Source organism: Mesorhizobium sp. M1A.F.Ca.IN.020.04.1.1 (genome assembly GCF_003997315.1).
Classification (GTDB): Bacteria; Pseudomonadota; Alphaproteobacteria; order Rhizobiales; family Rhizobiaceae; genus Mesorhizobium.
Genome location: NZ_RZSN01000165.1, coordinates 1 through 12,836, shown reverse-complemented (window position 1 = coordinate 12,836; position 12,836 = coordinate 1). Strand labels below are relative to the sequence as shown.

Here is a 12,836-nt window from a genome sequence, read left to right as displayed (position 1 = left end):
GAAGGGGTTCGGCCGGGCGATCGACCTGCCGTGGAAGATGTTTCCGGCCAAGCTCATCCAGGAGGCCAAGGCCTCGGTCATCCCTTTGCATTTCTCCGGCCAGAACGGCCGTCTGTTCCATCTCGTCAGTGGGCCGATGAACATGGCCGAGCGCGACAACCGCGTGGCGAAATTCGTCGGCAAGGCGTCGCTGACGCTGCGCACCTCCCTATTAATCCGCGAATTCGCCCGGCTGTCGGGCAAGGCGATCGAGGTGCGCATCGGCGATGTGCTGAAGTGGAGCGAGCTCGAACCGTTTGCGCGACCGCAAGGCGCTGCTCGACAGGCTCTACCAAGCGGTTTTCGATCTCGCTCCGGCGGCGGTGCGGCGCGGACGCACGCCGTTTCTAACCAAGCGGATGCGCAAAGCCGCCTGAGCAGCTTAGTCCGCGCCCTCCTCGGGATCGATGGCGGACGATTCGTTGGCCACGACCTCGATTTCCTGGTTCTGGCCGGCCACGACGGTGAAATCCTTCTGGTAGATGCGGTCGCGGTTCTTGGCGATGATGGTGTATTGGCCTTCGGCCAGCACCATCGAGGCGAAGGCGCCGACGGCTTCCTTGATCGGATCGCCGGATTCATTGAGCAGCGACCAGGAGGTGTCGGCAATGGCTTCGCCGCCGGGCTCGCGCACCAGCTTCATCGTCATCTCGGCCGCGCGGTGCTCGACGGTGGCCTCGGTCAGCTTGCCGGCCTCGACGCGGATATCGGAGCGGATCACGGCGTTGACCGCGCCATAGGTGGAGACGACATGGTAGGTGCCTGCATTCAGCCGCACCACCGTGTTCGGCTCGACATCGGGGGCGATCAGCGCGCGGTCGCCATTGGTCTCGGCCTGGCCCACATAGATCGCGAAGCGGAGCTTCTTTGGCGCGATGTGCGCGCCGCCGGACGTCACCGCATCGAGCTTCAAGCCGCCGGCATCGAGAACGAGGCTCTCTCGCTTTGCGTCCTTGCCGACGGTGATGCGCTTGGTGGCGCCGGCCCGTCCGTAAGAGGCGTGGACCAGGTAGCTGCCGGGGTCGAGCTGGAACACCGCCGTGCCGCCATGCGCGGACGCGACCATCGGCAGCTTGCCGTCGCTGGCCGGTTCCGGCTTGAAGACGCGCCAGACGATGCCGCGGGTGATGTCGGCGCCCTTGTCGGTCAGTTGCGCAGAAAGGGTGATCGCTCCGCCGCTGCCAAGCGCCAGCGACCGCTCGCTCTTCGGCGTCGCATAGCTCGAAATGCCCGGCAACTTGATATTGCCGACATCGTTGGCGTTCTGGGCCAGCGCGAACGAAACCGGCACCGCAAGCAACGCGGCGATGAGCCCGACCACGAAAAGGCGCAGAGTCCCCTCAAACATGCCTTGCGTTGAAGCCCAAGGCGGTGGCAATTTCAAGGCTCAAGAGCCTGCCGCCCTCCGCCAGGGCTCTTTATCCGGCGTATAATTGCGCCATTGCCCGAGCCGCCCGATCTCCCGATGGCGCGCTTCAGCTCAAAATCGAATGCTAGGAGACTTGCGCCCATGGCGTCGCCGATCATCGACTTCCTGCTGACCCGCAGTTCAGCGCCGATTCCGGACCTCAAGGAGCCGGCGCCGAGCGATGCGGAAATCGCCACGATGATCGCCGCGGCATCGCGGGTACCAGACCATGGCCGCCTCGAGCCCTGGCGGTTTATCGTCTACCGCGGCGAGGCGCGGGTCGAGATCGGCAAGAAGCTCGCGGCGCTTGCCGAGCAGCGCGAAGGACCGTTGCCGGAGGGGCGCCGCAACCAGGAACTGGCGCGCTTCTCGCGCGCCCCGCTGGTGATCGGCGTAGTCTCCGTGCCGCGGGAGAACCCAAAGATCCCGCAATGGGAGATGTTCCTGTCGGGTGGAATGGCGGCTATGAATCTGATGATCGCGGCCAACGCGCTGGGCTATGGCACCAACATGATCAGCAACTGGTATTCCGACGTTGCGGAGGGCAGGGCGATCCTCGGGCTGTCGCCGCAGGAGCGCGTCATCGGCTTCGTCCATATCGGCTCGTACCAGGGACCGGCGCCGGAGCGGCCCCGACCCGATCCGGCGAAGCTCTATGCCGATTATGCCGGGCCGTGGGCCGGCTGAGATGTTCTACGAGCCATCCAAGGGGCACGGCCTGCCGCACGATCCGTCGAAGGCGATCGTTGCACCCCGCCCGATCGGATGGATCTCGACATTGAACAAGGCCGGTGAGATCAACCTGGCGCCCTATTCCTTCTTCAATGCCTTTTCGACGCGGCCTTTCATCGTCTGGTTCTCATCCGAAGGCGCGAAGGACAGCGCCACCTTCGCTGAAGAAACCGGCGAATTCGTCGCCAATCTCGTCAGCCGCGAGCTTGCCGAGAAGATGAACCGCACCGCCGTCGATGCGCCGCGCGGCGTCAGCGAGTTCGCCTATGCCGATCTCGCCATGGCGCCGTCGCGCCTCGTCGCGCCGCCGCGCGTGGCGGAAGCGCCCGCCGCCCTCGAATGCAAGGTGACCGAGATATTTCGGCCGCGGGCACTAGATGGCGCCGAGACCAGCGCCATCGTCGTCGCCGGCGAGGTCGTCGGGGTCCACATCGACGATGCTTATCTCAGGGAGGGGCTGTTCGACATCGTCAGGGCCGGCAATGTCGCCAGGCTCGGCTATATGGACTATGCCAGCGTGAACGAGATTTTCTCGATGCGGCGGCAGCGCTGGAGCAAGGATTAACCGAAAGGGCTACACGGCTCACGTCGGCTACAAACTGATCCCCATGGTCTGGTGATTGGCGGTTCAGGCTGCAAGTCCCGCCGCTCTCGCGCGTGCCAGCAGCCGCTCCGCAAGCCGCAGGTGCGGCCGATCATACATCTTGCCGTCGATGCCGACGACGCCCGGATTTCCCGCCGCCGCGAAGGCGTCGACGATCGCCCGCGATCGTTCGACCGCTTCCGGCGACGGCGTGAAGGCGGTGTTGATGACCGGCACCTGCGCTGGATGGATCGCCATCTTGCCGGTAAAGCCGTCGCGCTCGGCCTCTCTGCATTCGGCTTCGAAACCGGCCATGTCGCGGAAATCCGGAAAGACAGTATCGATCGCGGCGATTTCCGCCGCTCCGGCCGCCAGGATGGTCGTCGCGCGCGCCAGGCGGAAGACGTCGGTGTAGCGGCCGCTCTCGTCGCGCGCCGAACGCGCGCCGATTGCAGCCGACAGATCTTCTGCGCCCCAGGTAAGTCCGGCAAGCCGGCTGCTTGCTCCGGCGTAGCTCGCGGCAGCCAGCAGGCCGGATGCGGTTTCGGTGATGATCGGCAGGATCTTTATGCCGCCATCCGGCAAGCCGCTTTCGGCCTCGTGCACCCGAAGCTTGGCCGCGAGCTGCTGGACATCCTGTCCGCTGTTCGACTTCGGCAGCATGATGCCGTCGGGTTTCACCGGGACGAGCGCCGCAAGATCATCGTCGGTCAGGCCGGTCGACAGATCGTTGACGCGTACGTAGATGTCGGAGCTGGTCTGCTGTCGGTGGCCGGCGATGAAGTTCGCCGCGACTTTGCGGGCGGCCGCCTTGTTGCCGGCAGCGACCGAATCCTCAAGGTCGACGATGACCACGTCGGCGCCGGCGCCAAAGCCCTTTTCCAGCTTGCGCTCGGAATCGCCCGGCACGAAGAGCAGCGAGCGCATCAGGACGCCTTCTTCATCATCATCGCCTGCCTCGTGCATTTGGCGACCAGAACATCGTTCTGATTATAGGCGCGGTGCTCGAATTCGACGATGCCGCGATCGGGCTTCGACCTGGACTCGCGCACCGAAACGACCGTGGTCTCAACACGAATGGTGTCGCCGTGGAAAACCGGGTGCGGGAAGACGGTCTCCTTCATGCCGAGATTGGCGACAGTGGTGCCGACGGTGATATCGTTCACCGAGATGCCGATCATCAGGCCGAGCGTGAACAGCGAATTGACCAAGGGCTTGCCCCATTCGCTCTTCGCGGCGAAGTCGAAGTCGATGTGGAGCGGCTGCGGGTTCAGCGTCATCACCGAGAACAGCATGTTGTCGCTTTCGGTGACGGTCTTGCGCAGCGTGTGCCGGAAGACGCGGCCGACGACGAACTCCTCCAGATAAAGCCCGGCCATGGTCGATCTCCTCCGCTATTCCTGTTTGATAGGCGTTGGTTGCAAAGCCATCAAGCCGGTTAAGAAACATGGTGAACCGTTCGTAAACCATTTCCAGCTTACCGTTCCCAACGGGGCCGAAACGTTTCGGCAAGGGCAGCTGATCGGCATGGTTGTTTCGCATTTTCTAAAGTGGATCGATAAGGCAAGGGTTTCCGAGCGCGCCGCCGCCGCGAGCGCGCTGGCCCGCGCCTACATCAATTCCGACCTGCCGTTCGAGGATCGCTGCGCCGCCGAGGCGGCGCTCACGCTGCTGCTCGACGACGTTTCCGCCAAGGTCCGGCAGGCGCTCGCCGAAGCGCTGTCGATGAGCCATCACGCCCCGCCGCAGGTGATCGCAGCACTCGCTTCCGACCAGCCGGAAGTGGCGGCGCTGGTGCTGGCGCGTTCGCCTTTGCTTACCGATGCCGATCTCATCGACCGCGTCGCCTGCGGCCAGAAGGCCACCCAAAAGCTGATAGCCAACCGTCCCGTCGTCTCGATGTCGCTGGCGGCAGCCATCGCCGAGATCGGCGAGCCGGAAGCCTGCGCCACGCTGATCGCCAACAGCGGCGCCGATATTGCATCGCTGAGTTTCCGCCGGATGGCCGAACGGCACGGCCACCTGCCGCTGGTGCGCGAGGCGCTGATCGCCGACGCGCGGCTTCCCGCGGACTGCCGGCACATGCTTCTGGTCAAGCTCGGCGAGACGCTGAAGGGATCGCCGCTGGTACTGGCACTGATGGGAGCGGCACGGGCAGACCGCGTGATGCGCGACGCCTGCGTGAAGGCTTCGGTGACGCTGATCGAGGGCACCCGCGCCGAGGAGCACGCCGCGCTGATCGAGCATCTCAGACTGCGCGGCGATCTCACCGCGAGCTTCATCATCCGCACCGTCGCGCATGGCAAGGTCGACTTCTTCGGCTCGGCCCTGGTGGCGCTTGCCCAACAATCCGAGCAGCGGGTGAGGGCGTTGCTGGCCGGCGGGCACGACGTTGCGCTGCAGGCGCTGTTCCGCAGCGCAGGCCTCGCCGCCGCCACGCACGGCATCATCCTGCGCGCGCTGAAGATCTGGCGCGAGGTCGCCAACGGCAAGCGTGTCGCCGGCGTGCAGGAGGTGAGTTGGCTGATGCTGAAGGAACTCGGCGGGCAATCGGCCGAGGGCGATCTCGCTGGACTGGTGAAGTCGATCCATCTCGACGCGCTGCGCGAGAACGCGCGCGGGCATGCGCTGGCAATTGCCGCCGCCTAGCGCATGTCGGTGCCAGGTGTGGCCGGCCTGGCGGCTTCCTGCTCGATGCTCACGTATCCCGGCCCGGCCCGTCTAAGGGTGCCCCCTTCGCGAAAAAATCCGGATAATCCTGCATCGCGGCAGCGATGATGTGCAGTGAGGCCGCGACCTGAAGCATTTCCGGCCGGTCGCTGCGACCGGCGATGCTCGCCGCATATTCCCGCGCCACGGCGATGGTCGAGGTCTGCGGCTCGCCATGCCTCCTGAACAGCAATTCCCGCGCCAGGCCGCGCAGGAAGCTGCCGATCGACTCGACCGTCTCGCGTGGCACGATGGAGTTCAGTTGCGCCTGGCGCAGCCGGAGCACTTCGAGGCCGACGGTCACGGCGGCAATGCTGCCGCCAAGAATAGGGTCGCCTTTCCTCCCGGTCTGCTGCAGTTGCGGCATCAACTGGTTGATCCGGTCATAGGCCAGGCTTTCGAAGGCCGAACGCCTGGGGACGCGCTCATGCACGCAAAGGCGCGCCAGGTCCTCGCGCATCGCCGTCGAGATGCGCTCAACAGTGGCCCAGGGATTGGCCGGCAGAACGACGATGAAGACGCCGATGGCGATCAGGATGCCGACCAGGATCGATGCCGATCCGGCGAAGAACGGGCCGGGATCATAGGTCATCATCTGGTGCGGGCTGAGAAAAGCCAAGAAATTGATGGCGAAGGCGGTGGCCACGCCGACATGCCGCGGATTGGCCATGCCGAGCGCTGCCGGCACCAGGATCGGCACGACAAAGAGGGTGAACCAGCCGAAGCCGGGCAGCGCCGGCATTGCGATCTGGCCGACGAGGAAAGCGAAAGGCAAAGCGAGGAGCGTTCCGGTGAAGAAGCCCCAGGCCGACTGAACCGGATCGGGACGCGCCGCAAACAGGCTGGAGACGACGGCGACGAGAATGACGGTGCCCGCCGCCTCCGACCATTTGGTGGTCAGCCAGAAGGCGGCCACCAGAAGCGTGGCGAGCGCGGCGCGCACCGCATTGCGCCAGGCCGCATGATAGTCGCGGTGCACGACCAGGGCCGGTTGCTGCCGCTCACGAGACGTTCGGGAAACCGGCGAGCGAAGCGCATCCAAGCCGCGCATCACCTGCTTCAGCGCCTCCGCGAAATCGGCGGCAATGGTGAGGCGGGTGATGGTGCCGACCTTGTCTTCACCGGGATCGGTGGCCACCGGCGCCGTTTCTCTTGCCCTGATCGCGATTGCCTCGAGCCGGGCCACCCATGGGCCGGTGTCGTCCAACGCGTCGCGCGTCGTAGCGAGTTCCCCGACGATTGCCTTCAACTCGCTGCGAACAGGGATGAGCGTCGCATTCTCCGGCGCGGCATGGGTATGCAGCGCGCGGGCCGCCGAGAGCGCCCACAGGAGCTGTCCGATCGTGCGCCGGACCGGATGGGCGCGGGTCGCGAAGCTCGGCGCTTCGAGGCGCGCATAGGTGCGCATTTCGGCAAGTGTCTGGGCATCGGTGATCAGCTTGCGCTGGAGAGCGGCAAGACCGGCCGGATCGCCGTCGGAAAAGGCGCCTGAGGCGTAGTCGGCGAGATCGAGAATGCTGCGTTTCAGCCTGGAGATGATGGCGTCCGCCGCGAGCTTCGGCAGGATCAGCCGGCTGGTGACGCCGGCGCAGACGATGCCGAGCACAATTTCGGCGCAGCGCGCGACAGCGAGATCGACGACGAGATGCGCCTGCCCGAATGCCGGCAGGCTGATGATCATCGCTGTATAGCCGGCAAGGGCGGCGCCATAGGCTTCCGGATTGCGCAGCAGCGAGGAAACGAGGGTGCTGACGCCGATCCATAGTGCCAGCACCGTCACCAAGAGCCAGGGATTGGTGCCGAACAGCGATGTGATGCCGATCGCCGCCAGGCCGCCGGCCAGCGTACCGAGCAGGCGGTAGAAGCCTTTCGCCAGCACCATGCCGGCGACCGGCTGCGCGACGATGAACACGGTCATCATCGCCCACTGCGGATGATCGAGCTTCAAGGCGTAAGCGGCAAGCAGCGCGATCAGCCCGGCAGAAACCGTTCGCAGGGCGAAGATCCAGTCCGAGCGCGTCGGCTGGGTCAGCTCACTTAACGGTGTCCCGGCTAGATCCTTCAGCCGCGTCCAGGTCACATGCAAGTCTCCGTCCCGGAGCCTGTTATGGACCAGTCCGCGTTCAGATATCCAGCACGTCGGCCTCGGCGAATTCGGCACGTTCCTGGATGAAGCGGAAGCGGGCCTCGGGCTTGGTGCCCATCAGCGCGTCGACGGCGTCCTTGGTCGCCTGCTCGGCATCGATCACGTCGACCCTGAGAAGCGTGCGCTTCCTCGGGTCCATCGTGGTTTCCTTGAGCTGCGAGGCCATCATCTCGCCAAGGCCCTTGAAGCGGCCGATCTCGACCTTGCCGCGCCCGGTGAATTCGGTGCGCAGCAATTCGTCCTTGTGCGCGTCGTCACGCGCATAGGCCACCTTACCGCCCTGACGGATCGAATAGAGCGGCGGCACAGCCATATAGAGGTGGCCACCGCGGATCAGGTTCGGCATCTCCTGGTAGAAGAAGGTGATCAAAAGCGAAGCGATATGCGCGCCGTCAACGTCGGCGTCGGTCATGATGATCACGCGGTCGTAGCGCAGGTCCTCGTCGCGATATTTCGAGCGGGTGCCGCAGCCGAGCGCCTGGATCAGGTCGGAAATCTGCTGGTTGGCGGCAAGCTTGTCGTTGCCGGCGCTGGCGACGTTGAGGATCTTGCCGCGCAGCGGCAGCACCGCCTGGCTGGCGCGGTCGCGCGCCTGCTTGGCCGAGCCTCCGGCCGAGTCGCCCTCCACGATGAAGATCTCGGCGCCGGCCGCGGCGTTCTGCGTGCAGTCGGCGAGCTTGCCCGGCAGGCGCAGCTTGCGTACCGCGCTCTTGCGCGACACTTCCTTTTCCTGGCGCCGGCGCACACGCTCGTCGGCGCGCGCGATCACCCATTCGAGAAGCTTCGAGGCTTCCTGCGGGTTGTCGGCCAGCCAGTGGTCGAACGGGTCGCGGATGGCGGTTTCGACGATGCGCATCGCCTCGATGGTGGCCAGCCTGTCCTTGGTCTGGCCGACGAATTCCGGCTCTCGGATGAATACCGACAGCATGCCGGCGGCCGAGATCATGACGTCCTCGGTCGTGATGATCGAGGCGCGCTTGTTGCCGATGAGGTCGGCATAAGCGCGAAGCCCGCGCGTCAGCACGTTGCGGAAGCCCGCCTCATGCGTGCCGCCCTCGGGAGTGGGAATCGTATTGCAGTAGGAGTTGAGGAAGCCGTCGCCGCCGAACCAGGTCACCGCCCATTCCAGCGAGCCGTGGCCGCCCTGCTTGTCGCTTTTGCCCGCGAAGACTTCGCGCGTGACCTGGAATTCGTCGCCGAGGGTGGCCTTGAGGTAGTCTTTGAGGCCGCCCGGGAAATGGAACTCGGCTTTGGCCGGAGTTTGATCCTTTTCCTTGATCAGCGAGGGATCGCAGGTCCAGCGGATCTCGACGCCGCCGAACAGATAGGCCTTCGAGCGCGTCATGCGGTAGAGCCGGGCCGGCTCGAAGGCGGCGCCCTTGCCGAAGATCTGCTCGTCGGGATGGAAGCGGGTCCTGGTGCCGCGGCGGTTGTGCACCTCGCCGAGGTGCTCCAGCCCGCTCACCGGAACGCCGCGCGAGAAGCGCTGGCGATAGAGCTGGCGCCCGCGCGCGACCTCGACCTCGAGGTGGTCGGACAGCGCGTTGACGACGGATACGCCGACGCCGTGCAGACCGCCGGAGGTCTCGTAGACCTTGGAGTCGAACTTGCCGCCCGAATGCAGCGTCGTCATGATGACTTCGAGCGCCGGCTTCTTGAACTTCGGATGCGGATCGATCGGAATGCCGCGGCCATTGTCGGTGACGGTAAGAAATCCGTCCGCCGAAAGCTCGACGTCGATGAAGGTGGCGTGGCCGGCCACCGCCTCGTCCATCGAATTGTCGATGACCTCGGCGAAGAGGTGATGCATCGCCTTGTCGTCGGTGCCGCCGATATACATGCCTGGGCGGCGGCGCACCGGCTCCAGCCCCTCAAGCACCTCGATGTCGGCGGCGCTGTAGCTCTCGCTGCCGTCGCGGGCGGCGGCCGAGCGCTTTGCGGCCTGCACCAGCGGATCGGCCGGCCGCGAGGACGCGCGTACTTGCTGGGGCTGCTTTTCCGGGTTGCCGAAAAGATCGCTGGTGTCGTCCATGCTAGCCATTAAGTCCGGTACTGCGAATCACTCCTCGATACTGCCACGCTTTTGGCGGGCGAACGAGTTCCTGTTCCGTTCAGGGATCAAACTGTCTCTTATTCCAAAACCATTCGATAACCAAGCCGCTGGAAATAGGGCGGGCTCCACCCTTCGGATTCCTGATTCTTTAACATTAACGCCTAGCGTGAGCCTCAACGACAAAAGACCACGGGGCGTCAGGGGTTTCGTTGTGAAGGGCAGGGCCATAACCATGATCGGCATCGCAGCCGTTTTCGGCGCGATCTCGATCTTTGCCGCGGACTTCTGGGTCAAAAGCCAGGCGAGGGCCCAGTCCGAGCAGAAGACGGCATCGATCGTGGTGCCGCACGAGGCCAAAGTCGAATTCAAGACCATCGTCGTGGCGAATGCGCCGCTGCGCTACGGCATGCAGCTCGACCGGTCGCAACTCACCGAAATTCCGTGGCCGCAGGATTCTCTGCCGCAAGGCGCCTTCCCGACCGTCGACAAGCTGCTGGCCGAAGGCAGCCGCGTCGTGCTGTCGCCGATCGAGGTCAACGAGCCGGTGCTGCTCGCCAAGCTGTCGGGACCGAATGGCCGCGCCACACTTTCCAACATGCTGTCGCCGGGCATGCGGGCCGTCACCATCCGCACCGACGAGATCGCCGGCGTCGGCGGCTTCATCACGCCGGGCGACCGGGTCGACGTCGTGCTGACGCGCGATGCCGGCGAAATCCAGGAAGTGTCCAAGAACGCGCAAGGGGCAGCCGGCTCGACGGTCACGTCCGAAATCGTCGTCTCCGACGCCAAGGTGCTTTCGGTCGGGCAGGGCGCGGACGAGCGCAAGACCGAGCCGCAGGTCGCCAATTCCGTCACCCTCGAGGTCACGAACGAAGGGGCGCAGAAGGTAGCGCTCGCCCGCACCGTCGGCTCCTTGTCGCTGTCTTTGCGGTCCGCCGCCGATGCCAGCGCCAGCGGCAACGGGCTTACCACCATCTCTTCCTTCGGCGGTTCGGTTGCCGCGAGCGCCGAGGCAAGCGCCGCCTCGCTGGTCAAGGCGGTGGCGAAGGAGCCGGAGGAGCCAAAATTCAAGACGGTGATCGTGTCCCGTGGCACGAAGGTGGAGGAATACAAGGTTCCCTCCAAGCCCGCCGAGGGAGACGTCGTTCCTTCCAAGGAACAAGAACAATAGCCGGTGGGGACCGGCGGGAACGGGACAATGCATGTGTTGAACAAAGAACGGACGACGAGAGGGCTGCGCCTTCTGCGTGCAATGGCGGCGGGCGCCTTTCTGGCAGCCGCCGGAATGCTGGCCTTTGGGGCGCCGGCCCAGGCCAACAACGACGTCGTATACGTCTCGGCGACCAAGAACGCCTCGATCAAAGTCGCCAAGGGCAAGCCCAAGACGATCATGACGAACGCGGCCTTCTATCAGATCGTCATCGGCGATCCGGAGATCGCCAACGTCAATCCGCTGACCGACAAGTCCTTCTATGTGTTGGGCAACAATCTCGGCACCACCGGCATCGCGCTGTTCGATCAGAACAAGCAGCTCGTCGGCACCATCGACATCGAGGTGACGCTGGACACCGACCAACTCGCCAACACCATCCGCGCCAGCGTGCCGGATGCCAAGATCAAGGTCGGTTCGGCCAACGGCCGCGTGGTGCTTTCGGGCGAGGCGGAAGACGCGGTCGCGGCCGACAAGGCGAGCAAGATCGCGTCGCGCTTCTCCGGCAATGAGGAAGTGATCAACTCGGTCAACATCTCGTCCTCGCAGCAGGTTCAGCTCAATGTCCGTTTCGTCGAGATCAACCGGCAGGCGGGACAGGATCTCGGCGCCAAATACGGGGCCAACTTTGCCTTCGGCGTCGGCGGTCGCGACGTCATCATCGACCCGGGCACGGTACCGACCGCCGGGACCGGCGAGATCATCGGCCGGTTGCTTTCCAACGGGGTTTCGATCGACATCGCCATCAAGGCGCTGGAAGAGCGCGGTCTCGCCCGGCGGCTGGCCGAGCCCAACCTGATCGCCCGCTCGGGCCAGACGGCGAGCTTTCTTGCCGGCGGCGAGTTCCCGATCCCGGTGTCCGAGGACAACGGCAAGATCAGCGTCAGCTATAAGAAATACGGCGTCGGTCTGGATTTCACGCCGACCGTGCTCAAGGGTGGACTGGTCAGCCTCGATATCGCGCCGGAAGTTTCGTCGATCGATCCCTCCGCGTCGATCGAAGTCAGCAGCGGCATTTCCATTCCTGCCTTCATCGTGCGTCGCGCCAAGACGTCGGTCGACTTGAAAAACGGCCAGAGCTTCATGATCGCGGGCCTTCTGCAGTCGCAGAACGACATCACCACCTCGCGCCTGCCGGGGCTCGGCAAGCTGCCGGTTCTCGGTCCGCTGTTCTCCTCGAAATCCTATCAGCGGCGCGAGACCGATCTGGTGATCATCGTCACGCCCTACCTGGTCAAACCGGTTGACCCGTCGAAGAAGATGGTCAAGCCCACCGACGGAACGCGGCCGCCAAGCAATGCCGACTACTTCCTGAACAACACCGAGGAAGTCGACGCTTCCGCTCCCAAGCGCCCCTTGGCACTGGCCGACGGCAGCGGGGCCCGTCCGGTGGCGGCCACGACGTCGGGCCATTTCCTCGATCTGCCGAAGGACTGAAGCCATGCGTCTGGTTCCTTGCATAGCTCTGCTGCTCGCCAGCGCGCTCTCCGGCTGCACCAGCGACGACTATGTGCGCACCGAAGGCGTGACGCCGGCCGCCGGCAATGCGCAGGCGTCCAACACGGCCATGCAGATGGTCGATCCCTGGCAGTACGGCGTCCAGAACACCAGGCTTCTGGTGCCGGCTCCGAGCGCGAACTCCACGGCCACTGCCGCGGGCGCGAAGGGCGGCGCGGCGTCGGCTTCAACGACATCGGTATCAACGACAGCAGACTGATGAGCTGACGACCATGGCATCGGGCACCAAGACCAAGAAGATCCTGCTCGTTTCGACCGATCGGGCGTTTTCGCAGGACACGCGGACGGCTTTCGCTGCATCCGAGGTCATCGAGCTTCTGACGGTCGAGAAAAGCGTCAACGAACTGCGCGGCGAGGTCCAGGAGACCGATTTCGGCGCCGTCATTGTCGACATGGACGCGGCCAAGCTCGAAGAGATCGAGTCGCTGCAGCGCATCA

At 64.9% G+C, this 12,836-nt stretch carries 11 protein-coding genes and 2 pseudogenes; 8 read left to right on the top strand and 5 right to left on the bottom strand.

What is annotated here, in order from left to right; genetic code table 11:
• A pseudogene (locus tag EOA49_RS25425) lies at window positions 1–416 on the top strand (glycerol acyltransferase); the annotation flags it as partial.
• Window positions 417–421: 5 nt separating this feature from the next.
• On the opposite strand, the gene EOA49_RS25420 reads toward EOA49_RS25425, so the two are convergent.
• Window positions 422–1,387, bottom strand: coding sequence for a hypothetical protein (locus EOA49_RS25420; RefSeq protein ID WP_127241047.1), 966 nt, complete (start codon window positions 1,385–1,387; stop codon window positions 422–424).
• A gap of 162 nt (window positions 1,388–1,549) precedes the next feature.
• On the opposite strand from EOA49_RS25420, the gene EOA49_RS25415 reads away from it, so the two are divergent.
• Both EOA49_RS25415 and EOA49_RS25410 read left to right on the top strand, forming a co-directional pair.
• The gene (locus EOA49_RS25415; protein WP_095779230.1) at window positions 1,550–2,134 is read left to right on the top strand and encodes a nitroreductase; all 585 of its coding nucleotides are present in this window, start codon (window positions 1,550–1,552) and stop codon (window positions 2,132–2,134) included.
• Between the two features lies 1 nt (window position 2,135).
• Complete coding sequence (locus tag EOA49_RS25410; protein WP_127243419.1) at window positions 2,136–2,744, top strand: flavin reductase family protein; 609 nt, start codon at window positions 2,136–2,138, stop codon at window positions 2,742–2,744.
• A 63-nt stretch (window positions 2,745–2,807) separates the two neighbouring features.
• On the opposite strand, the gene EOA49_RS25405 is transcribed toward EOA49_RS25410, so the two are convergent.
• Window positions 2,808–3,689: a CoA ester lyase gene (locus EOA49_RS25405; protein WP_127243418.1), complete on the bottom strand. Its 882-nt coding sequence runs from the start codon at window positions 3,687–3,689 to the stop codon at window positions 2,808–2,810.
• Window positions 3,689–4,141: a MaoC family dehydratase gene (locus tag EOA49_RS25400; RefSeq protein ID WP_067000165.1), complete on the bottom strand. Its 453-nt coding sequence runs from the start codon at window positions 4,139–4,141 to the stop codon at window positions 3,689–3,691. The genes EOA49_RS25405 and EOA49_RS25400 overlap by 1 nt, the downstream gene beginning before the upstream one ends.
• 148 nt (window positions 4,142–4,289) lie before the next feature.
• On the opposite strand from EOA49_RS25400, the gene EOA49_RS25395 reads away from it, so the two are divergent.
• Window positions 4,290–5,411, top strand: a complete 1,122-nt coding sequence (locus EOA49_RS25395; RefSeq protein WP_067328054.1) for a DUF2336 domain-containing protein — start codon at window positions 4,290–4,292, stop codon at window positions 5,409–5,411.
• 49 nt (window positions 5,412–5,460) lie between these two features.
• Here the strand turns inward: EOA49_RS25395 and EOA49_RS25390 are convergent, their stop codons facing one another.
• Together EOA49_RS25390 and parE are read right to left on the bottom strand one after the other, a co-directional pair.
• Window positions 5,461–7,551 (bottom strand): FUSC family protein, encoded by a 2,091-nt coding sequence (locus EOA49_RS25390; protein ID WP_127242162.1) that lies wholly within the window; start codon window positions 7,549–7,551, stop codon window positions 5,461–5,463.
• A gap of 43 nt (window positions 7,552–7,594) precedes the next feature.
• Window positions 7,595–9,649, bottom strand: a complete 2,055-nt coding sequence (parE, locus tag EOA49_RS25385; protein WP_127243417.1) for a DNA topoisomerase IV subunit B — start codon at window positions 9,647–9,649, stop codon at window positions 7,595–7,597.
• 253 nt (window positions 9,650–9,902) lie between these two features.
• Here parE and cpaB point away from each other — a divergent pair, with 253 nt between their 5' ends.
• From cpaB to EOA49_RS25365, 4 genes and pseudogenes are all read left to right on the top strand, one after another.
• Entirely contained in the window at window positions 9,903–10,841 is a 939-nt protein-coding gene (cpaB, locus tag EOA49_RS25380; RefSeq protein ID WP_095802172.1) for a Flp pilus assembly protein CpaB, read from the top strand.
• A gap of 81 nt (window positions 10,842–10,922) precedes the next feature.
• Window positions 10,923–12,317 (top strand): type II and III secretion system protein family protein, encoded by a 1,395-nt coding sequence (locus tag EOA49_RS25375; protein WP_245460794.1) that lies wholly within the window; start codon window positions 10,923–10,925, stop codon window positions 12,315–12,317.
• Window positions 12,318–12,321: 4 nt separating this feature from the next.
• Window positions 12,322–12,597: a hypothetical protein gene (locus EOA49_RS25370; protein WP_245457308.1), complete on the top strand. Its 276-nt coding sequence runs from the start codon at window positions 12,322–12,324 to the stop codon at window positions 12,595–12,597.
• Window positions 12,598–12,610: 13 nt separating this feature from the next.
• Window positions 12,611–12,836, top strand: a pseudogene (locus tag EOA49_RS25365) (response regulator receiver protein); the annotation flags it as partial.